This window comes from Haladaptatus sp. CMAA 1909 (genome assembly GCF_043952005.1).
Taxonomy (GTDB): domain Archaea; phylum Halobacteriota; class Halobacteria; order Halobacteriales; family Haladaptataceae; genus Haladaptatus.
Map to the genome: position 1 here is coordinate 3,320,075 of NZ_JBIOAV010000001.1, position 20,832 is coordinate 3,340,906.

At 62.7% G+C, this 20,832-nt stretch carries 22 protein-coding genes and 1 tRNA gene; 12 read left to right on the forward strand and 11 right to left on the reverse strand.

Annotated elements, in window-relative coordinates; genetic code table 11:
• Positions 1-51 precede the first annotated feature (51 nt).
• Positions 52-750 carry an enoyl-CoA hydratase/isomerase family protein gene (locus ACGYLY_RS17905; RefSeq protein WP_395283472.1) on the forward strand — a complete coding sequence of 233 codons (699 nt, stop codon included), beginning with the start codon at positions 52-54 and terminating at the stop codon, positions 748-750.
• 119 nt (positions 751-869) lie between these two features.
• Here the strand turns inward: ACGYLY_RS17905 and ACGYLY_RS17910 are convergent, their stop codons facing one another.
• A complete protein-coding gene (locus ACGYLY_RS17910) occupies positions 870-1,664 on the reverse strand; it encodes an NAD+ synthase (protein WP_395283473.1) in 795 nt (264 codons plus the stop codon).
• Positions 1,665-1,883: 219 nt separating this feature from the next.
• Here ACGYLY_RS17910 and ACGYLY_RS17915 point away from each other — a divergent pair.
• Positions 1,884-1,954, forward strand: a tRNA-Gly gene (locus ACGYLY_RS17915).
• Between the two features lie 37 nt (positions 1,955-1,991).
• Here ACGYLY_RS17915 and ACGYLY_RS17920 read toward each other — a convergent pair.
• The 5 genes from ACGYLY_RS17920 to ACGYLY_RS17940 all read right to left on the reverse strand — a co-directional run bounded on the left by ACGYLY_RS17920 (position 1,992) and on the right by ACGYLY_RS17940 (position 6,924).
• Positions 1,992-2,699 carry a hypothetical protein gene (locus tag ACGYLY_RS17920; protein ID WP_395283474.1) on the reverse strand — a complete coding sequence of 236 codons (708 nt, stop codon included), beginning with the start codon at positions 2,697-2,699 and terminating at the stop codon, positions 1,992-1,994.
• A 35-nt stretch (positions 2,700-2,734) separates the two neighbouring features.
• Entirely contained in the window at positions 2,735-3,013 is a 279-nt protein-coding gene (locus tag ACGYLY_RS17925) for a zinc ribbon domain-containing protein (protein WP_395283475.1), read from the reverse strand.
• 147 nt (positions 3,014-3,160) lie between these two features.
• Positions 3,161-4,240, reverse strand: coding sequence for a PQQ-dependent sugar dehydrogenase (locus ACGYLY_RS17930; RefSeq protein ID WP_395283476.1), 1,080 nt, complete (start codon positions 4,238-4,240; stop codon positions 3,161-3,163).
• A 39-nt stretch (positions 4,241-4,279) separates the two neighbouring features.
• Positions 4,280-5,179 carry an acyltransferase gene (locus ACGYLY_RS17935; RefSeq protein ID WP_395283477.1) on the reverse strand — a complete coding sequence of 300 codons (900 nt, stop codon included), beginning with the start codon at positions 5,177-5,179 and terminating at the stop codon, positions 4,280-4,282.
• A 206-nt stretch (positions 5,180-5,385) separates the two neighbouring features.
• Positions 5,386-6,924 carry a heme-binding protein gene (locus tag ACGYLY_RS17940; RefSeq protein WP_395283478.1) on the reverse strand — a complete coding sequence of 513 codons (1,539 nt, stop codon included), beginning with the start codon at positions 6,922-6,924 and terminating at the stop codon, positions 5,386-5,388.
• A gap of 125 nt (positions 6,925-7,049) precedes the next feature.
• Here ACGYLY_RS17940 and ACGYLY_RS17945 point away from each other — a divergent pair, with 125 nt between their 5' ends.
• On the forward strand, positions 7,050-7,565 hold the full coding sequence (locus ACGYLY_RS17945; protein ID WP_395283479.1) for a PadR family transcriptional regulator: 516 nt from the start codon (positions 7,050-7,052) through the stop codon (positions 7,563-7,565).
• Positions 7,566-7,620: 55 nt separating this feature from the next.
• Here ACGYLY_RS17945 and ACGYLY_RS17950 read toward each other — a convergent pair whose 3' ends face one another.
• The 4 genes from ACGYLY_RS17950 to pyrH form a co-directional block, all read right to left on the reverse strand.
• Positions 7,621-9,429, reverse strand: a complete 1,809-nt coding sequence (locus ACGYLY_RS17950) for a site-2 protease family protein (RefSeq protein ID WP_395283480.1) — start codon at positions 9,427-9,429, stop codon at positions 7,621-7,623.
• A gap of 72 nt (positions 9,430-9,501) precedes the next feature.
• Entirely contained in the window at positions 9,502-9,804 is a 303-nt protein-coding gene (locus tag ACGYLY_RS17955) for a hypothetical protein (protein ID WP_395283481.1), read from the reverse strand.
• A gap of 145 nt (positions 9,805-9,949) precedes the next feature.
• Positions 9,950-11,605 carry a lysine--tRNA ligase gene (gene lysS / locus ACGYLY_RS17960; protein ID WP_395283482.1) on the reverse strand — a complete coding sequence of 552 codons (1,656 nt, stop codon included), beginning with the start codon at positions 11,603-11,605 and terminating at the stop codon, positions 9,950-9,952.
• Entirely contained in the window at positions 11,602-12,321 is a 720-nt protein-coding gene (pyrH, locus tag ACGYLY_RS17965) for a UMP kinase (protein WP_231185527.1), read from the reverse strand. The genes lysS and pyrH overlap by 4 nt, the downstream gene beginning before the upstream one ends.
• 87 nt (positions 12,322-12,408) lie before the next feature.
• On the opposite strand from pyrH, the gene ACGYLY_RS17970 reads away from it, so the two are divergent.
• From ACGYLY_RS17970 to ACGYLY_RS17985, 4 genes are all read left to right on the forward strand, one after another.
• The gene (locus ACGYLY_RS17970; protein ID WP_395283483.1) at positions 12,409-13,230 is read left to right on the forward strand and encodes a molybdopterin synthase; all 822 of its coding nucleotides are present in this window, start codon (positions 12,409-12,411) and stop codon (positions 13,228-13,230) included.
• 243 nt (positions 13,231-13,473) lie between these two features.
• Positions 13,474-13,725, forward strand: a complete 252-nt coding sequence (locus tag ACGYLY_RS17975; protein ID WP_395283484.1) for a hypothetical protein — start codon at positions 13,474-13,476, stop codon at positions 13,723-13,725.
• A 371-nt stretch (positions 13,726-14,096) separates the two neighbouring features.
• The gene (locus ACGYLY_RS17980) at positions 14,097-15,050 is read left to right on the forward strand and encodes an AEC family transporter (protein ID WP_395283485.1); all 954 of its coding nucleotides are present in this window, start codon (positions 14,097-14,099) and stop codon (positions 15,048-15,050) included.
• A 34-nt stretch (positions 15,051-15,084) separates the two neighbouring features.
• Positions 15,085-16,206 carry a site-2 protease family protein gene (locus tag ACGYLY_RS17985; protein ID WP_395283486.1) on the forward strand — a complete coding sequence of 374 codons (1,122 nt, stop codon included), beginning with the start codon at positions 15,085-15,087 and terminating at the stop codon, positions 16,204-16,206.
• 50 nt (positions 16,207-16,256) lie between these two features.
• On the opposite strand, the gene thiL is transcribed toward ACGYLY_RS17985, so the two are convergent.
• Entirely contained in the window at positions 16,257-17,159 is a 903-nt protein-coding gene (thiL, locus tag ACGYLY_RS17990; RefSeq protein WP_395283487.1) for a thiamine-phosphate kinase, read from the reverse strand.
• A gap of 80 nt (positions 17,160-17,239) precedes the next feature.
• Here thiL and ACGYLY_RS17995 point away from each other — a divergent pair, with 80 nt between their 5' ends.
• The 5 genes from ACGYLY_RS17995 (at position 17,240) to truA (ending at position 20,823) form a co-directional block, all read left to right on the forward strand.
• Positions 17,240-18,289: a lysylphosphatidylglycerol synthase transmembrane domain-containing protein gene (locus tag ACGYLY_RS17995; RefSeq protein ID WP_395283488.1), complete on the forward strand. Its 1,050-nt coding sequence runs from the start codon at positions 17,240-17,242 to the stop codon at positions 18,287-18,289.
• A gap of 69 nt (positions 18,290-18,358) precedes the next feature.
• Positions 18,359-18,814, forward strand: coding sequence for a 30S ribosomal protein S19e (locus ACGYLY_RS18000; RefSeq protein ID WP_231185520.1), 456 nt, complete (start codon positions 18,359-18,361; stop codon positions 18,812-18,814).
• A gap of 139 nt (positions 18,815-18,953) precedes the next feature.
• Positions 18,954-19,295, forward strand: coding sequence for a DNA-binding protein (locus tag ACGYLY_RS18005; RefSeq protein WP_231185519.1), 342 nt, complete (start codon positions 18,954-18,956; stop codon positions 19,293-19,295).
• A 1-nt stretch (position 19,296) separates the two neighbouring features.
• Entirely contained in the window at positions 19,297-19,896 is a 600-nt protein-coding gene (locus ACGYLY_RS18010; RefSeq protein WP_395283489.1) for an asparagine synthase-related protein, read from the forward strand.
• Between the two features lie 135 nt (positions 19,897-20,031).
• On the forward strand, positions 20,032-20,823 hold the full coding sequence (gene truA / locus ACGYLY_RS18015) for a tRNA pseudouridine(38-40) synthase TruA (RefSeq protein ID WP_395283490.1): 792 nt from the start codon (positions 20,032-20,034) through the stop codon (positions 20,821-20,823).
• Positions 20,824-20,832 lie beyond the last annotated feature (9 nt).

Consider the following 20,832-nt stretch of genomic DNA (forward strand, 5'->3'; position numbering starts at 1 on the left):
CTTACGACGGAATCGCCAAAGACCTTTGGAAAGCGTCTCCAACGCGTTTCCATGATTCGCATCGCTGACGACCCGAAAACTAGAATCGTGACCTTCGACCGTCCGGAACGCAGAAACGCGCTCACCCTCGACGGACTGGATGCCCTCTCCGAGGCTGTTCGGGAGGCCGAACAACCCATCGTCTATCTCCGTGGCGCGGGCACGGCGTTCTGTGCCGGTGCGGACCTCGACGTGGTGGCCGGGTCGGACGAGGAGTCGGCGAACGCGCTCGCCACCCACGGCCAACGGGTGGCGGACGATATCGAGGGCGCAGAAAGCGTCGTCGTCGCCGGAATCGACGGCCCGGCGCGCGGCGGCGGCGTCGAACTCGCACTGGCGTGTGACCTGCGGGTCGCCACCCCGGAGGCGACGTTCGCCGAACCGGGCGTCCGTCTCGGCATCTTCGGCGCGTGGGGCGGGACGGCCCGCCTCCCGGAAATCGTCGGGATGGGCGACGCGCTCGACCTCGCGCTTTCGGGGCGCGTCATCGACGCCGCCGAGGCCCACCGGATGGGACTGGTCTCCCGCGTCACCGACCGGCCGCGTGAGGTGGCCGACGAGCTCGCGGCGAACGACCCCGACGCACTTCGTGCCGTCAAAGGTCGACTCCGTGACCGCTCGTCGCGGTCCGATCAACTTGCCCGCGAAGCGAACGTGTTCGGAAAACTCGTCGCGGCGAACGCCGACGACATCGCCGCCCGCCGCGAGTAGCCGAGAAACCCGACAGGTGTGATAGAAAGGCAAAAAGGATGAAAGGCCGGAACGGCTGGAAAGGATAGAAAAGCGGGAAAGCGGGAAAGCGGGAAAGCGGGAAAGCGGAACGTGGGAACCTACAACGACTCCGGCGCTGGCGGGGCGGCGCGTTTGTGTTCGCTTCGCTCGTACATCTCGCCGATTCGTCGCACGTCTGCCTCCGTCGCACCTTCGACCTGTCGCGCCGTCGCCGAGACCGACAGCGGACCATCCACGTGCAGCACCAGAATCGCATCGAGCGTGTCATAGTCGATGCCCAACTCCTCCTCGTCGGTCTGTCCGGCCCACAGTCCCGCCGTCGCTTCCTTTTCGGCGAGTTCGTCGGTCACGCCGACGTGCTTTGCGAGTTGGCGCACCTGCTGTTTGTAGAGGTTTCCGATGGGGTGGCAGTCCACCGCGCCGTCGCCGTACTTCGTGAAGTACCCGACCAGCGCCTCGGTCCGGTTGCCGGTTCCGAGGACGACCGACCCCTCGGCGTTGGCGACGAGGTAGTTCATCACCGCGCGGGTTCGGGCGCGGGCGTTGCCGACCGCCATCTGGTCACCCTCGGCCTCCGAGTAGGCGTCGAGGAACGTGTCCACGATAGGGTTGATTTCGAACACGTCGTAGGCGATGCCGAGTTCCGTGGCGACCCATTCGGCGTCGGTCATGTTGTCCTCCCTGCTCACCGCGCCGGGCATGACGAGGCCGTGGAGGTTCTCCGTTCCCAACGCTTCTGCCGCGAGGTAGGCCGTCAACGTGCTGTCGATACCGCCCGACAAACCGAGGACTGCGGAGTCAGTTCCCGCGTCCGCAACCGTCTCGCGGATGAACGACACGATGTGGTCGCGGTGTGCATCGAGTTCCTCGTCCGACAGTTCGAGGTCTATCATGTACGTCCGTAGGTACGCGGGTGACTAAAACCTCCCCTCCCCCTCGTATTTCTGGACGAACGTCCGAAACGCTACGTTGAAGTGAGCGCGGAATGAAACGGTAAGTGACGCAACTGCTCGCTCTCGTTCGGTTGAACCCGTTTGGGTTCAGAAGCACCCGTGGTGAGCAAATCCGAAGGATTTGCGAGTCACGGTGCACACTCGAAGCGGAGCGAGTGTGCACCGGTGGTCTAGTGGCAGGACATAAGCTTCCCAAGCTTATAGCCCGGGTTCAACTCCCGGTCGGTGCATTCTGCGAGGAACGAAGGTGACGAGCGAATGCGCTCATCAAAACTGACCGGCGTCCCGCATCTCCAGAATCTCTGCAACTCCGTCTTCATCGAACTTCATCGGTCGCCGCCACCACGGTCCTTTTCCGGAGTCGCTCGACAACTCCGTAACCACTCTGTTCGCTGTCGCCCCCGCCTCGGGACTGCTCAGCGGAATCGCGGTTTCGTACAGTCCCGATTCGTCCGTTCTTCCCTCCACCAACACCTTCGCGTCGAACTCCACGCGCTTCAGGTGGGCGTTGTTCTCGAACACCGCCCGCGTTTCCGCCGGGAGTCCCGCGAACTCCTCGCCGGAAATGGGGTCGCGTGCGAGTCGGAACTGGCCGATGATGTACGTCCCCCACTCCGGTGAAATCCACTCTCGATTCGGTTCTCCGGCCGTCGAGAGCGTCGCGTAGAAGAGGACGTAATCGCCCGCGCTCAGCGACAGTAGCGGTCGGGCTTTGACGTCGAAGGGGTCGCCGTAGGTGTAGCGTTCACAGCAGGGGTACTCCGTGAACTCCGGGTCGAGGTGGACGGGCAGTTCGTCCGCTCCGTCCGGGAGTTCGACGGTCGTTTCGAGGTCGGCGTAGGTCGGAACCTCCCGTTCGGTCGGTTCGGACTCGGGAATCGGGAGGTACTCGAACCGCCCGTCCGGAAAAATTGGGCCGCGGACGCCCGGCTGGTTCGTGTTGGCGGCGACGTTGATGGCGACGGCGCGAGGCATGTCTCACGGTCGGTTGGCGGGCGGGAAAAACGTGGCTACCACACGCCGAGCGGGCCGATGCACTCCCGGCAGAACGTGTACTCGGTCCCGTTCTCCGTGCCGCAGTGCGGACAGACGCGCCTGTCGCCGTTCTCGTCGCTGAACTCTTCGAGGATGCTCTCCCGCCGAATGTCGTCGGGAATCCCTCCGTCGGGTCCGGACGGCGTAGACGCGAACAGCGGCGAATCGTCCTCACTCCGTAGATATCGGTAGATGAGGAGCTGTAGGCCTACGAACAGGACGACGTACAGGATTATCCACCCCCAGACGTTCATGGGATATCATGACATACGCCACCATGCTACTTGGTAGCTTCGCACGACAGGATTCAGAAGTGTTTTTGAACTGAATGGATTTGCGGATTACGGAAAATTCGAGGCGAAAGCCTTGAGGAATCCTCGCGCTTTAGCGCGGGGAGGATGTCACGCAGGTTGGAGTTTGAGGATGCGATCGTCCTGCGGCGCGGGATTCTCGGCCCGGCCGTCCCGGTTGCTCGTCATCACGTACAGGTCCCCCTTCGGTCCGGTGAAGGTGGTTCGGAGACGTCCGTACTCGCCGTTGAGCAAGCGCTCCTGTTCGACCACCTTTCGTCCGTCGATCCGCACTCGATGGAGGTGCGTGCCGACGAGCGACCCGAATAGGAAGTCGCCTTTCCACTGTGAAATCGGACCGTCGTAGAACGTCGCTCCGCCGGGTGCGATGGTCGGGGTGTACGTCGTGATCGGGTCCGTGTACTCCTCGCTCTTTCCGGTCACGTCGGGCCATCCGTAGTTGTTCCCCGCTTCGAGGACGTTGATTTCGTCGTTCACGTCCGGTCCGTGTTCCGTGCTGAACAGGGTTCCGTCGCGGAACGCGAGCCCTTGGGGATTCCGGTGCCCGTAGGTGAACACCTCGTTGTCGAAGGGGTTGTCGGGATGCGGTTGCCCGTCCAGCGTCACCCTGAGAACCTTCCCGGCCAACGAATCCGTGTCCTGTGCCTGTTCACTGTCCGACGCATCCCCCGTGGTGACGAACAACGAGTCGTCGTGAATCAGCAGTCTCCCGCCGTCGTGAATTGACGATGCCGGGATCCCGTCGAGAACGACCATCTCGCGTTCGAATCCGTCGCTGACGCGATGGCGGACGACCCGATTCCGCAAGCTTCCGCCCTTCTCGTACGTCTGATACGTGTATGCCAGATTCTCGTTTTTCGGGTGGAACGCGAGGCCGAGCAACCCGCCTTCACCGGCGTCCTCGATTCGGTTGGTCATGTCGGCGATTATCTCGTGGTCGTTGTCCCGAATCCGTCGGATCCGACCCGGTCGCTCGGTAAAATAGAGGTCGCCGTCGGGGGAGAAGTCCGCGCCCCACGGGACTTCGAGGTTCATTGCCACCGTTTTGATACGCACTCCTCGCTCTCCGTCCACCGTCGTCGCGCCCGTAGAGCGTCCGGGAGATCTCATACACCCGGCAAGTCCCGCGATACCGAGTGCCAACGATTGGAGGTACGTGCGTCGTCGCATACTCCACATGACGGATTGATAGGAGAAAAGCGATACGGGTTACTCCGACGAACCGAGAGTGCGCTGGAACTCGTCGAACTGCTCGAAGTCCTTGGGCAGTTCGTAATCGATACGCCGTGACTCCTTTTCGGTCGGTGGAATATCGTCCAGCGGGGCGGCCTCGTCCTCCCATCCGGACTTGATTTTGATGCTCTTCGCGGGCGTTCCGACGGCGATGTGATGTGCCGGAATGTCGCTCTGAACGACGGAGCGCGCGCCGACGACGGCGTCTTCTCCGATTTTCATTCCTGCACGCACCATCGCGTCGTAGGTCACGCGCGCGTCGTCCTCGATTATCGTGTGGAAGTTCGTCACGTCCGTCTGGTCGGTGATATCGTGGTCGTGGCTGTAGATGTGTACGTTGTCGCTGATGGAACAGCGGTTGCCGATGGTCAACTTGCCCCGGTCGTCGAGGTGAACGTCGTCGTGGATGACCGTGTTGTCGCCGACAGAGATGTTGTGGCCGTAGGTCATCGAGACGCCCTTGAAGATGCGGAGGTTCTCGCCCGCCTCCTCGAAGAGGTGGTTCGCGAGCATCTCGCGGAATCGGAGGGCGAATTCGACGTTGTCGGCCATCGGCGTCGCGTCGAACTGCCGCCAGAGCCACTGAAGGTGTTTGGACGTTCGGAACTTTTCCTCGTCCTTCTCGGCGTAATATTCGCTTTCCAGCGTCGAGTTACAGGGGTCGTAGCTCTGGAGACGAACGCGTTCCGCGTTCGACACCGGTTCCCCGTTCTGCCACGATTCGTAGGCGTCCCGGTCGCCGTGCAGGTCGATGAGCACCTCCTTTACCACCCTGCACGTGTCCTCGTCACTTGCGAGTCGTTCGTCCACTTCGTCGATAAACCCGCGTACGCCCGCTTCCGCGGACTCGGGGAGTGTGACGTGTCGCTTTGTCATAGGCTTATTTCACTCTCTACTTTCTTATCGCTTAGTAACTCTTCCGTGGGGAAGGGGGTTTTGGTTGCGGCGGCGAGTGCCCGGTCTTCGATTTTCGCCTTCGTTCGGGATTGGGAGAACGGTACCGAGTTCTTTGTGGTTCGTTCTTCGGTCCGAACCGCTGACCGAGTCGAATCCAAAACGGACATCCCGGGCGTGTCAACCTCTTACGCCAAGAAGACGTGTCGCGGTCGGTCGGCCAGCACGTCTCGGCCCCAGCTAACCGTGTTCCTGAAGTCGTCGCTTCGGAAGAAGGTCATCGCGTCGTCCTTCGAGCGCCACTGGCTGGCGATGAACATGTCGTTTTCGTCCTCGTAGTTCGAGAGCAGTTCGGTGTCGAAGTGTCCTTCCATATCCGCGAGGACTTCGCCGACCATTCCGAATTTCTCGACGAAGTCGTCGCGGTGTTCGGGCTTGACGGCGTAGAACATCCCCATCGTCCCGAAGCCGCTCTCCTCGCCTGCGTGGCCACCGCCACGTTCACCAGCGCGAGCGACGATTCCGGGAAGGTCGGCGAGGAATCCGCCCGCCGTTTCGGCCGCGCTCTGGGTGTCCCAGATGCTCACGACGGCGGCGCGCTCGTCGCCCTCGTACACCGCCGTCTTGACGTGGGTGTCGTAGTGGTCGAAGTTCTTCCGGAGGCCATCGACCTCCTCGAACAGTTCGTCCGCGTCGGCCTCGGAGTACAGCACGATGGAGTACACGTCCTCGCCGTGTGGCTGTCCGGCGTAGATGTCGAGGTCTTGGAGTTCCCCGCGAATACCCTCCGCTTCCTCCTCGTCCGTCCCGTGCGGGCTATCCGATTTGTCCTCTCCGTGGCCGCTGCTTTCGCCGTGTTCGTGCCCGCTTCCGTGATGTCCGTCACCGTGTCCGTGCTCGCTTCCGTGTGCGTGTCCGTCACCGTGCGGATGTGCGTCCTCCGGCGTCGGAATCTCCTCGCCGGCCATGAACGCCGGGAGGTCCTCCGACGGGAACCGCCGCCCGAAGGAGAACGAACCGAACTCCGCGAAGCGGGAACTCGCCTCGTCGAAGCGCATCTCGTAGAGGATGTCCTTGATGTGCGTCGGGTCGTTGCTGAACAGGTCGACGCCCCACTCGTAGTCCTCCATGCCGATGCTGCCGGTGATGATTTGGGTTACCTTTCCGGCGTAGGTCTTCCCGATCTCGCCGTGGCTCGCCATCATTTCCGCGCGCTCGTCGTACGGCGTGTCGTACCAGTTCGCGTCGGGGAGGCGGTGTTTGCTCATCGGATAGAAACAGACGAACTCCGCGTCCGGGATATCGGGATAGAGTTTGCTCGCCACGTAGCGGGCCATGCCGGTGTCCTCGATGTCCTCCGGGTCCTTCACCATCTCGTCGGAGGTGTAGCTCCCGACTTCGGTGACGGAGGTGTAGGAGTCGGTCCGCTCCGTGAAGTCCGCGAACTCGGTCCCTTCGAAGGCGCGTTCGGCGGTGTCGAGGGCCGTGACGGTCGGACGGAAGTGGAGTATCAGCAGGTCCGCTTCGTGGCCCATGACGCTGAACACGGCCGAGGAGCCGTCCTCCGCATCGCTCACGTCCTCGTGTGCGCTCAAGAACTCGACGCCATCCGCCAGCGCGGCCTCCCGAGTCCGCTCCGGGGCGTCTCGCCACGCGTCCCAGTCGACGGTTCGGAAGTCGTGAAGCGCATACCACCCCTCGCGGGTCGGTGGTGCTTTTTTCGGCATATGTGAGGGTTGGGAGCGACCGAACAAGGAACTTTTGAGTTCCGTTCGGATCTCGCTTCGTTCTCCTCCGGTATGCGTCGCCCCGACCGAAAGCCTTTCACAATCTCGACTGAAACCCAAACCCGATGCGGAAAAGTGGCCCACCGAAAGGCCTGATATCGTACCTCGTGCTCGAACTTCTGGACGAAAAACCACGGTACGGGTACGAGATACTGAAAGAGATACGCGAGATAAGCGGCGGCCACTGGGAACCGTCCTACGGGTCGGTGTACCCCATCCTCTACAAGTTCGAAGACAAGGGATGGACCGAACGAATCGAGCGTGAGGACGAATCGGACCGAAAATACTTCAAGCTGACCGAGGAAGGGCGGGAGGAACTCGAAGAGAAACGCACGGAAAGCGGGACGAAAGCCCGCGAGTTCGCGGACGTCATCCTCGGTTTCTACCACGTCTACGTCTCCTTTGCGACCGACGACCGGTTCGAGGTCGAAAGCCCCGAGGGCGAATGGCAGTTCGACGAGACCTTCAGTGCGTGGATTCTCGAGCAGATAATCCGCCATCACGAGCGCGACTTCGGGGATTTCGAGCGTATCCCCGACACGCCGGAGGAGTTCTACGACCGGATGGGTCTGGAAGACTGACCCGGTACTGAAGTCGAAATCCAAAACGAAGCACCGACCGTTCTACCCCGACCGTTCAGGCCAACAGTCGCGGCCCGAACACCATGAGCAGGAGACTGGCGAGCATGACCAGCCCGATAGTCGTCGTTATCATGGTGGTGACCTGTCGTCCCTGACTCGTCGGGAGTCGGGAGACGATGGCCTCCGCTCCCATGCGCAGGATGTGCCCGCCGTCGAGCGGGAACGCGGGGATGCAGTTGAAGAAGCCGAGGTTCAGGTTTATCCATCCCGTCCAGAATAGCACGTTCGCCAGCAGGAAGGCACCGCCGCCGAGGGGCGACAGCGGTCCCTGCACGACGTAGAAGTTGCTGTTCCATCCGACGAAGCCCGCGAAGTTGTATCCCACGGGCATCGAGAGGCTTGCGAACGGGAGCAACAGCGTCCCCGCGATACCGAGGAGGAACGTGGTCAACGGTCCGTTGCCTCCGTTTCCGCCAAACACGGAGACGAAGCTCCCCGAAACGAGGTCGTGGAACGTATCGGCCGGGTAGAGTTGGGTTCCGAAACTGCTCACGGAAATCCCGGACACGCCCGGCGCGACGAGGATGCCGACGATGGCCTTTCCGTTGCCGTTGTCTTCGAGCGTCACGTCGTAACTGTGGCGCACGTACGTTCCGCTCTGGTTGACGTAGGCTTCGACGGTGACCGTCCGTCCCGCTTCGTAGTCGCCGAGCGTCGCGCTCAACTCGCTGCTGTTCAGGATGCGCTCGCCATCTATCGACGTGATGACGACGGCGTCACCGGTCTTCAAGTCCGTCTGCTTCTCGATGGGGCCGTCTTTCTGCACGGTGGAGAGCGCGCCGACGGGGCCGCTCACCTTCGTCCCGTTCACGGTCAGGGTGGAGACGTTTTTCTTCGCCAGTTGTTGGGTCAGCGCCCGTTCCGTGTACACCGACTTTCCGTTGACCGCCGTGATGTTCTCCCGTTTCTCGACACCTGCCGCAAACGGCGAATCCCGTGCGACGCCTGTGATCAGGAGCGACCGCCGAATCGTCGTCTCGCGCTCCTCGCCGTCGCGATTCATCGTCACCGACACCGACCGACCTTGGATGTCGGCGAGTTTGTCGTGGAGGTCGCCGTTGCTCTTCACGGCGGTCCCGTTCACGGCGACGATTCGGTCGCCGCGTTGGACGTTCGCGTTATCCGCCGCGGACCCCGGAAACACCCCGCCGACCGCCGCGCCCGACGCGACGGAAATCGAGGCCATCACCGGCCCGAACAGGAGCAGGAAGGCGATGATCGTTATCGCGAAGTTGTTCGTCACGCCCGCCGCGAACATGCGGCTTTGACTTCCCCTGTCCGCGTCCCTTCTGCTCTCCTCGTCCGGTTCGACGAACGCGCCGACCGGGAGGAACGCGAGGAGCGCCAGTCCCATCGACTGGATTTCGATGTCCTCGACGCGACAGAAGATGCCGTGACCCCCTTCGTGGACCACGAGTCCGATGAGGAGGCCGAGCATGATTTCCGGGGCGACGGACAACGGCAGGAACTCGTTGACGCCCGGTATGACGAGTACGTTTCGGGGTTGCGTGACCGCCGTCGGCGCTGGCGGATTCTGCACGACGATGATGGCCTGCACGACGAGGAGCAGGAAGGTCCCGACCATCACGACGAGCGCGATTCCGAGTCCGAAGTTCCCCCACGCTCGCCAGAACCGTTTCGGCCGTGCGAGACGGTCGATGAGTTTCTTTCCTCGTTGCGTGTGCAGAGTCAACACCGGTCCCTGCATGCCGATATAGGAGGGCAACATATCGTTCGCCCGTAGTCCGAGCAGGATGAACCAGTAGGCGGCGAGTCCGAGGAGGACCCAGAGGAGCGTATCCATTGGTGAAACGAAGGGCGCCGCCGCTCAAAGGCGTTTGGGAACGAACGTGAAAAAACTTCGAAACGCGGTCCGCTATTCCGCGGTCTGCCAGTCTTCTTCGAATTCCTGCTCTTCTTCGCCCTTGCCGCTCCGTTTCTGCTGGAGCTTTCGGGCCGCGGCGAGACCGGCGGCGGTGCCGCCGAGGACTGCAGCACGGCGGGCGAAGGTGCGGGCTTTGCCGCGTCCCTTCGTCTCCTCGGCTTCCGTCTCTTCGACGTCCGCGTCCGCCGCTTCGGTTTCCGTCTCGGGTTCCTCTGCCGTCTCGACTTCGGATTCCTTGACGAGTTCGGTTCGCTTCAACGCTGGCTTCTCGAGATTGAGTTCTATCAGGGCCATGATATTATTTCGGGTTAGTCGTTGACGTAATCGATCGTCAATCCGACTGTACGTCCTTCCGTACTACTGGGAGGTACTTTGTTATGTCCTTGCTAGATGGACGTAATAAGGAACTACCTGCCAAGTAACTTAGTTCTATTGGCGGTCAGCCCTCGCGTCGCAGACGCCGCAGAACGAACTCCTCGTCCAGGTTCGAGAGGAACGGTCCGAGTTTCGGTCCCTGTTCCTCGTCGAAAAAGAGCTGATAGCCGACGCCGAAGAAGTCGCCGATGTCGATGTCGTGGCGCTTTGCCGTCTCGTAGATTTCGCCCTGAATCTCCTCGCCGTCGTGGCCCGCCTCGATGAAATCGGCGAGTTCCGTCAGCGCGGCGTCCGTCTCGTCGTCGAGTTCCACGCCCGGCAGTTCGGTTCGCTTCAGGTCGTAGTCGTACTCGTTGCCCGTGCGCTGTGCCCACGCCTCCGCGCGCTCGACACGCGCGAGGGCGGCTTCGACGGCCCATTCGGGTGCGTCGTCGGGGATGTGTCCTTCCCGCCGGGCGATTTCCTCGCGGAGTTCGAGGTCGTCCGTCATTCCCAGAATCGCGGCGAACGTGTACGGAATCCGTATCCGCTCCTCCCGCGGTTCGGCCACGACCATCGGGTACACCCGCTCGGCGAGCGCCCGTTCGCGCTCGTCGGCGTCCTCCTCGCCGAAGTAAATCCGTTCGAAGCGGTCGAACTCGTCCACGAGCAGGTCGAGGCGGTCGATGTCGAAGTCGCGTGCCTTGCTCGGATCCTTGGTAAAGAAGTAGCGCAGCACCTCGGGTTCGAGGAGTTCCAACACCTCGGCGACGAGGACGATGTTCCCTTCCGAGGAGGAAAACGGTCGGCCGTTGAGCGTGAACCACTCGTAGGTCATCGGAACCGGGGGTTCGAAGTCCATCACGTTCCGGGCGATGTCCTCGCCGCTCGGCCACGACCCTTCCGCGTGGTCCTTGCCGAACGGTTCGAAGTCCACGCCGAGCGTCTTCCACTGGGCGGGCCACTCGAAGCGCCACGGGAGTTTCCCGTCGCGCAGCGTCGCCGTGCCTTCGTGTCCGCAGCCGTCGATGACGTTGTCGCCCGCCTTCAGGTCGGTGCAAACGTACTCCACGGTGCCCGCGTCCACGTCGAACTCCGTCACCGTCTCCGTCACCTTGCCGCACTCCTCGCAGATGGGGTTGAAGGGGATGTACTCCCCGTCCACCTTGTCCTGGTACTCCGCGAGCACCTCGCGTGCTTTCTCCGAATTTTCGAGGAGGTCGCGTGTCACGTCCTCCAGTGCGCCGGACGTGTACATCTCGGTGTTCGACACCACGTCGATGGGGACGCCGAGGAGGTCCGCGCTCTGCTGGATGAGGTTCGAGAAGTGTTCGCCGTAGGACTCACAGCAGTCGAACGGGTCCGGGATGTCGGTATACGGTTTTCCGAGGTTGCGTCCGAGGGCTCCCGCGTTCACGTCGCCCAACTCGACGATGTTGCCGTCCAAGTCGGCGAGCTTTCGGGGAAGCTTTCGGAGCGGGTCCCGGTCGTCGGCGGTGAACACCTGCCGAACGTTGTGACCCCTGTCGCGAAGCACCTCGGCGACGAAGTAACCGCGCATGATTTCGTTGACGTTGCCGAGGTGGGGAACGCCGGACGGCGATATTCCGCCCTTGATGACGATGGGGTCGTCGGGGTTTCGCGCCTCGATTCGGTCGGCTACCTCGTCGGCCCAGAAGACGTGATGGGTCCCCTCGTTCCCGTCCTCGCGTTCGTCGGTCGGTGCCGTCCCGGCGCTCATTTTTGTACCCAGTAGGTCATCTCGTCGGCCGCCCCCTCGGGGATGATGTCCGTTCCGCTGTGTTCCCCGTTGAGGACCGCATCGGCGATTCGCTCCGGTTCCGTCCCGTCGAGAACGATGGTTCTGACGCCCGAACGCCCGATGAGTTTCGCGGCCAGCAGGTCCACCGGCGCGGAACTGCCCGCGGTCATTTCGAGGTCGGCGATGACGTCCACGAGTTCGCTCGCCGAGAGTTCGTCGTACTTGGTCGCGTCCGCGACTTCGTTCGGGTCGTCGCTGTACACGCCGTTCACGCTCGTGGCGTACACGAGGAGGTCCGCGTTCGTGTACTCCGCCAGCGCGGCGCTCACGGCGTCCGTCGTCTGTCCGGGCATCACGCCGCCCATGACGGCGATGTCGCCGCGGTGCATCGCGGTTCCCGCCTTCTCGTACGTTTCCGCCGGACTCGGGGCGGCCTGCTCACCGAGGGCGGCGATGAGCAATCGCGCGTTGAGTCGCGTCACGTCGATACCGATATCGTCCAGTTCAATCTCGTTCGCGCCGAGGTTTCGCGCGGTTCCGATGTACTCCCGCGCGACGCCGCCGCCGCCGACGACCGCGCCGATGGTACACCCCTCCGTTGCGAGCGATTCGATGACTTCGGCGTGTCCACGCACCCGTTGTGACTCTAAGTCCGGCGCGAGCACGCTACCGCCGATAGAAACGACCACCTTCATGCTATCGCCGTCTTACCCGGACGCGGCCTTAAGCGTTCTCAACTTCCGACCGAAGGCTAAAAGCGCCTCGCTCCCGCCTGTACGTTCATGAAGGTAGTTGGTGTCGTCGGCGACGGGGCGGACGCCGTTGCCGACCGACTCGCCGACCGGTTCGACGAGCGGGGAACGGTGGGGACCGTCCGACGTGAATCGCACGACTCCCGCGGCCCCGGTGGCTCCGAGGTGCCGAGTGGTTCGACCGCCGAAACCGCGTTCGAACTCGGTCCCGACGGATGGTGCGCACGCGGGAAGAACGACTCCTTGGCCGACGTTTCCCTGAACGACGTTCTCGATAGGCTCGCACCGACGCACGACTACGCCGTCGTCTCCGGGTTTCCCTCCGCCGACCTGCCACGCGTCGTGGTCGGCGATGCGGACCACGCCGGGACGCTCCTCGTCCGAGTGGACAGTCCCGACGCCCTCGACGTCGAGGAGGTCGTCACCCAACTCGGGACAATCGAGCCCTACGAAACGCTCGAATCGCTCGTCGCACGGGTAAAACGCGACCCGAAAGCGGAGCGTTCGGGGGCGATCGCCACGTTCACGGGCCGCGTCAGGGCGAGGGATTCGGACGACGACACGCCGACGGAATTCCTCGATTTCGAGATGTACGAGGGCGTCGCCGACGAGAAGATGAACGCCATTCGAGCGGACCTCGAAGCGCGCGACGGCGTTTTCACCGTCCTCATGCACCATCGAACGGGTCGAATCGACTACGGTGAGGACATCGTCTTCGTCGTCGTCCTCGCCGGGCACCGTGCGGAGGCGTTTCGAACCGTCGAGGACGGCATCGACCGGTTGAAGGCGGAAGTGCCGATATTCAAGAAGGAGGTGACGCTCGACGAACAGTTCTGGGTTCACGAGCGATAACGCCCACATTTATTATTTTAACTGACATTTTCTGTCGATATCGGCTAGCAACCAATTTTCGATGAAATAAAATACCAAAAGGCATTTTAAACGGTTAGAGGCTCTCAAAGTGGTTCGTAAAATGTCCCTTTTATCCGCTTTCACGCCGATTTGCATTCAATTCAGCTGAAGATTCCCGAAACTACCCTAAGCTTCCTTCCTTTATAACATATCCCCGTTCCATGGTGAAACCGGAGTCAGCATATGAGCGCTACCACCCACGCCGCCACCGAAAGCCCTGAACCGGAATCCAAGGAAGCCCGCCTCAAGCAGTACCTCTGCGAGAAAGCGAGCGATGGCGAACTCTACTTCAAGAGCAAGTTCATCGCCGACGAAGTCGGTCTCTCCTCCAAGGAGATCGGCGCGCTGATGGTCAAACTGACCGACTGTGCCGAACTCGAAGTCGAGAAGTGGTCGTACACGAGTGCGACCACGTGGCGCATCGCTCCCGCGTAACTTCGGCTCACGGGTCCCCGTGTGCAACCGAACCCCCGACAGCTTCCCGAACTCCACGCCCTGAATCCCACCCCTCCACCACGTCCCACAACCCCCGCACCACAGCCACACCGTTCACACCACGGTCACATTCCCACCACGACCCGACCTCCGCTCCTCCGAACCCCTCGGAGCACCCGAACGCAACCTGCCACGTCTTCCCTGAAAACGACCGCGCCGCCCGGTTCACATCCGAGCCGGTCCCCCTCACAGCCCCTTCCACTCCCCTCGTCCTCTCACCTCAATCCCCCACAGTTCCCTCTCACCCCTATCCCTCGCCCTATTTTCCTCCTTCGACGCCTTTGTAGTCCTTCGATGGGTTCGTTCGACCAGTGTCACTCGTCTCCGCGCTCACGTCCGCCGTTCTGCCCGTTCTCGCAGTCGCCGCCGTCGGTTTTCTCCTCGGAACCGTCCGTGACATCGAAGTCAGTGTGCTCGGAACCGTCACGATTTACGTGCTGACGCCTTCGTTAGTGTTTCACAGTCTGACCACCTCCTCGCTCGGCGGGGAAACCGTGGTGACGCTCGCCGCCGGTGTTCTCGCCTTCACCCTCGGGATGGCCGCCGTCGCCGAACTCGTCGGGCGTGCCCTCGGCGAGTCGGAACCCGTCCTCGGCGCGCTCGTTCTGTCGAGTACGTTTCCCAACGCGGGCAATTACGGGATTCCGCTCTCGCAGTTCGCCTTCGACGACGTCGGACGCAGTACAGCTATCCTTTACATCGCTGCCCAGTCGGTGCTGACCTACACGCTCGGCGTCTACATCGCTTCGCGGGGCGACGAAACGTCGAACCTCGCCGCCGTCCGGGAAGTGTTCAAATTGCCGCTCGTCTACGCCGTTCTCGCCGCCGGACTCGTCCGATTCCTCGGTATGGTCCCGTCCCCCGATTCCGCGGTGATGAGTACGTTGGAACTGACAGGAAACGCTGCCATCCCCATCATGTTGCTCATGCTCGGGATTCAGTTGGCGAACACCGATTCCGGGGCGGCGGTCGCCCGCGTCGGTGTCTCGAACGCGCTAAAACTCGTCGTGGCACCCGTTCTCGCCGTCGGCGTCGTCTTCCTCCTCGGGTTCGAAGACCTCACCGTCGCACGCGTGTTCATCCTCGAATGCGCGATGCCCGCCGCCGTGACGCCGCTCATCCTCAGTATCGAGTACGACCGCAGTTCGGGCGTCGGATTGTCCGCTCCGGAGTACGTGAGTACCGCCATCTTCGTAAGCACGCTCGTGAGCGTCCCAGTCCTGACACTTCTTATCGCCATACTCCAGTCCGGTGCCGTCGTCTAAGGGTTTATAGCCGTTCGTTCCGTAGTACGAGCGAATGGCTTCAACGGAGCTGCCCGACGCAGGGCCCTCGCTAGAACGGTTGCGCTCGGTGTTTCGAGTGTACGACGTTCGAACTGATGGCGAGCAGTTGGTCTATTACGGGGAACCGCTCGTCACCCAAGAGCGACTGATGCAGACCATTTGGCCGCTCTTCAGGGAACAGGGGTATGAAGTCTCGCTTTCGACGCGAATGGGGGAGTACGTTCTCGTCGCCGAACCGATTCGCCTCGGCCCGGACGGTGTTCCGTGGAAAAACGTCCTCCTGTTCCTCGCCACCGTTCTCTCGACGCTGTGGGCTGGGGCGGTGTGGTACCACGTCGACCCCGTTTCGAATCCGGTCGGGGCAGTCGCGGCGGCGTGGCCGTTCGCGTTCGCCGTACTGGGGGTACTCGGAACCCACGAGTTCGGTCACTACATCATGAGTCGCTACCACGGCGTGGACGCGACGCTTCCCTACTTCATCCCGATGCCAACCCTCATCGGGACGATGGGTGCCGTCATTCGGATGAAAGGCCAGATGCCGGACCGCGAAGCGCTCTTCGATATCGGCGTCTCCGGACCGCTCGCTGGTCTGGTCGCAACCGTCATCGTTACCGCAATCGGGTTGACGCTCGATCCGGTGACGGTTCCCGATTCGATACTCCACAGCGCGAACACCATGGAAGTGCAGTTCGGCTATCCGCCCCTCCTGAAGGGTATCGCCGCCGTGATGGGCCAACCGCTCACCTACGACGACCCAGCGAAATCGGTCAACCCCGTCGTCATCGGCGGGTGGGTCGGCATGTTCGTCACCTTCCTCAACCTCATCCCGGTCGGCCAACTCGATGGCGGGCACATCGTCCGCGCGATGATCGGCGAACGACAGGAGAGCATCGCCGCGCTCGTTCCCGCGGTCCTGTTCGGCCTCGCGGCGTACGTCTTCTACGTCCTCGACGTGAGCAACGCGACCGTGCTGTGGGTCATCTGGGGCTTCCTCTCGATGTTCTTCGCCTACGTCGGTCCGGCGACGCCCATCGACGACAACGCCCTCGATACGCGGCGGAAACTCCTCGGGCTCCTCACGTTCGCCCTCGGCATCCTCTGTTTCACGCCGACGCCGATCAAGATAATTCCGTAACCGTCGACCGTTCGCCGCCTATCTATCTCTCCGTTATCCACGTTCACCGACTACTGATCGTCTTTCCCGTGCGTATAGCCGCGGTCGGGGAGCGGTTCGCCGTCGATGGTGATGTTGGATTCCGACCTTCCGTCTTCGTCTGTCACCGCTCCGACGACGGAAATCGGCGTGGGTGACGCGTCCCGTGCGTCCCCCACCTCGTCCGCGGGAACGGCGAACACGAGTTCGAAGTCCTCGCCGAAAAAGAGGCTCAGGTCCCGCTCTTCCTCCGCACCGTCCGCGACTTCACCGACGCTCTTCGCGACGGGAATCGATTCGCCGTCGAGTTCGAACCCGCACTCGCTCGCCTCCGCGAGTTGGTGGACCGACCGTGCGAGGCCGTCGCTCGAATCCATCATCGCCGTCGCGAACGGCGCGAGCGCCCGCCCGGCGGCGATCCGTGGTTCGAACCGGAACAGTTCGTTGGCCCGCTCCGTCTCGCCCGCTTCGAACAGGCGGAGCGCGGCCCCGCTTCGGCCGAGCGTTCCGGTCACACAGAGCACGTCGCCGGGGTTCGCACCCGAACGCAGTATCGGTTCGTCCGTTCTCCCGAGCACCGTCGTCGAGGCCGTGAACTCCTCGAACGTGTCCAGATCGCCGCCGACGTACCGCGCGCCGACCGACTCACACACGTCCCGCGCGCCCGCGACGAACGATTCGAGGTCGTCCGGTTCGAACGTCGGCGCGGCGTAGACGGCGACGCCCGCGACGGCGTCCGCTCCCATCGCGGCGACGTCCGACAGGGAGGCACCGACCGACCGCCAGCCGGCGGTGTACCGGGTCGTTCCTCGGGGGAAGTCGGTCGTCTCGTGTAGCATATCCGTCGTCAGCACGTGTCCGTCGATGACCGCCGCGTCGTCGCCCGCGTGGTCGAGTTCTCCCGCCAACAGACGGAGCGCGGCCCGTTCGTCCATACCCGTGCTTCTCTCACGGTGGGGAAAAAGACGAATGGTCTTCGCTGGCTTCAAGCCACCCCCACGATATTGGAAAGTAGATGCGTCTCGACTTGGGCGACGTGCGGACGATACTCGTCGGCTTCGTAGCCGCGCTTGCCGTTCTCGTCCTCATCTTTTCGCTCGCCGGTATCGACGAGGTGACGGCGACGCTGTCGATGGCGGACGGCCGCGTCGTCGCCGTCGTCGCCGTCGTCGCCCTCGGATGGCTCTTCGCGTGGTCGATGTCGCTCCGTACCGTTCTCCGCGTTCTCGGGATTCGAATCTCCGTCATCCGAGCGTTCTTCCTCTATTCGGGTGCAACGTTCGCCAACAACGTAACCCCGTTCGGACAGGCGGGCGGCGAACCGTTCGCCGCCCTCCTCATCTCACGGACGACGAAGGCCGACTACGAGTCCAGCCTCGGGGCCATCGCGAGCGTGGACTCCATCAACTTCGTGCCCTCCATTTCGTTCGCGCTCGTCGGCGTCGCCTACTACGCGACGGTGCTCACGCTCGGCGACACGGTGGTGATGATAGCGCTCGCCATCGTTGCAATCGCCGTCGTGGTTCCCGCCGCCGCTGTCTTCGGATGGCGAAACAGGACCAAGGTCGAGTTCGCTATCGCGAACAACGTTGTGCGCGTAGCCGGTGCTCTCGCCCGATTTATCCCGCGGCTCTCCCCGCCGACGAAGCCAGCGGTGATCCATCGACTCCGCGGATTCTTCGGTGCCATCGAACGCATCGCCGGGGACCGCCGCGGACTGTTGCTCTCGGTCTTCTTCTCCGCGCTCGGATGGCTCCTCTCGTCGGTGTCGCTGTGGCTATCGTTCTACGCGCTCGGCTACACCGTCCCGTTCGCCGCGGTGTTGTTCGTCGTTCCCATCGGTAGCATGGCCAGTATCGCGCCGCTTCCCGGCGGTCTCGGCGGCGTGGACGCCGCGCTGGTCCTCCTGCTCGTTCCGATGGCCGGCGTTTCGGTACCGACGGCCAGCGCGGCGGCCATCATCCACCGCGGTGCGACGTACTTCCTCCCGGTCCTCATCGGCGGCTCCACGACCGCGATGTTGGAGGCCGACAACGCCAAAACCGGCAGCATCAACAGCGATTGACGGGAATCGCTCGCCCCCGTCGAACTCCGTAACGATGGCTTTAAACGCCGCCGCACGGAAATCTGTCGTATGACGACGCTTTACGACGTTCCGGCGGATGCGCTTATCGACGCGCTCGCCGACAAACTCGAGGATCGATTCGACCGACCTGACTGGGCCGAATTCACGAAGACGGGCGCACAGCGCGAACTCCCGCCCGAACAGGAGAACTTCTGGTACGTCCGTGCGGGAAGCCTCCTCCGAAAGGTCGCCATGAACGGCCCGATCGGCGTCGAACGCCTCTCGACCGAGTACGGTGGCAGCAAGAGCGGTTCGAACCGCTACGCCGTCGCACCGGCCCACCGTTCCGACGGCAGCAAGAAGGTCATCCGCGCCATCCTCCAGCAACTCGAAGAGGAAGATCTCATCCAGTCCAACGAACACCGCGGCCGCGAAATCACGGCCGAGGGTCGCAGCTTCCTGGACGACACGGCCGGCGAAGTCCTCTCGGACCTCGACCGTCCGGAACTCGAACGCTACGCGTAAACCGACCGCAGTCTTTTCGGCTATTCTCTCCCCGATAGTCTCCCGTATTCGACTGTTCGAGACACATCACCCATGTTCCTCGCGGAACGACCGCCTCCGTAATTGTTTTTGGTCGTGCGCGGTAAACAACCGATAAGGTATGAGTGGAAGTCCCGACGACGACCGACTCGAAGAGCTTCGGAAACAGAAGATGGAGGAGCTACAGGACCAACAACAGCAGGAGGAAGCCCAACAGCAGGCCCAGCAACAGGCGGACGCGCAGAAACAAGCGCTCCTTCGCCAGTACCTGACCGACGGCGCGCGAAAGCGACTGAACTCGGTTCGAATGAGCAAACCGCAGTTCGCGGACCAGGTCGAACAGCAGATACTCGCCATCGCACAGAGCGGCCGAATCAACGGTAAAATAGACGACGCGAAGATGAAGGAGTTGCTCCGCGAACTGAAACCCGACAAGAAGAGCTTCAACATCAAGCGCCGCTGAGATGGACCTCGGACTCCTCTACAGCGGCGGCAAGGATTCGACGCTCGCCGCCCTCTTGCTCGACGACTTCTACGACGTCACCCTCATCACCGCCCATTTCGGCGTGACGGACGATTGGAAAAACGCCCGCGACACCGCCGAGACGACGGGATTCGACTTCGAGACGGTCGAACTCGACGGCGACGCCGCGGCGACGGCGGTCGAACGCATGGTCGAGGACGGCTACCCGCGAAACGGCATCCAGCACGTGCACCTCCACGCGTTGGAAGCCGTCGCGTCGATGGGTTTCGACGCCATCGCGGACGGCACTCGACGCGACGACCGCGTTCCGAGCGTCTCGCGCGCACAGGCTCAGAGCCTCGAAGACCGACACGATATCGACTACATCGTTCCGCTTTCCGGGTTCGGTCGCGGGGCGGTCGACCGCCTCGTCGCGGCGACGCTCGATGTGGAGTCCGGGCCGAGCGACGAGATTCGGAAGGCGGACTACGAGGCAGAACTCCGAACGCTTCTCGCCCGCGAGCACGGCGCGCAAACCGTGGACGAGGTGTTCCCTGCTCACGAACAGACCTACGTTACTGGATTCACCGAGCGACCGTAACTCCCACATTCGACCATATCCCACCGATACTGTCCTCGAACGTCGGCCCTGTTTTTCGTGACGGTTTCTCAACGGACGCGTGCAGACACGGTAACAACCGACGAACTATACCCTCGGCTTCTGTATCGAATGTCGATGCGTGCCTTTCGAATCGCCTATGATGGTCGTCCGTTCTACGGATTTCAACGACAGCCGGACGTTCCGACGGTCGAAGATGCGATGTTCGAGTCGCTTCGTGCGCTCGGTGTCACCGACACCGTCCCGGACGGGTATGCCGCCGCCGGTCGGACGGATTCGGGGGTGTCCGCCCTCGCACAGACGGTCGCGTTCGACTGTCCCGATTGGCTCACGCCGTCGGCGTTCAACAGCGAACTCCCGGGCGAAATTCGCGCGTGGGCGAGTACGGACGTCGTTCCCGCGTTCCACGCGACCCACGACGTCTACTATCGGGAGTACGTCTACCACTGCTATGCGCCGCGTGCGAACCTCGGATTGGCGAAGGACGCATCCGAGCGACTGTCGGGCGAACACGACTTTCACAACCTGACGTCGGACACCGATGGGACGGTCCGGGATCTCGACGTTCAGGTCGTTCGGGACGGCGATTACCTCGTCTTCACGCTCTCCGCGGGTGGGTTCGCCAGAAACCTCGTCCGCCGAGTCGTCTCGCTGATTCACTCCATCGCGACCGGTGACGCCGAGATGTCGAAAATCGATTCCGTCCTCGCGCCGGACTCCCTCGACGGAAATGAGGGCGTTCCCTGTGCACCCGCGCATCCGCTCTACCTCTCCCACGTCGAGTACGACTGTGAGTTCTCGGTGGACGGCGCGGCGGTGAAAACCCTCCGCGACGTGTTCGGGGACCTCGCGGTTGAACGCCGAAGCAGAAGCCGCGTGGCACGCGACATCCGCCTCGGCGTGGAATAATTTTATCCC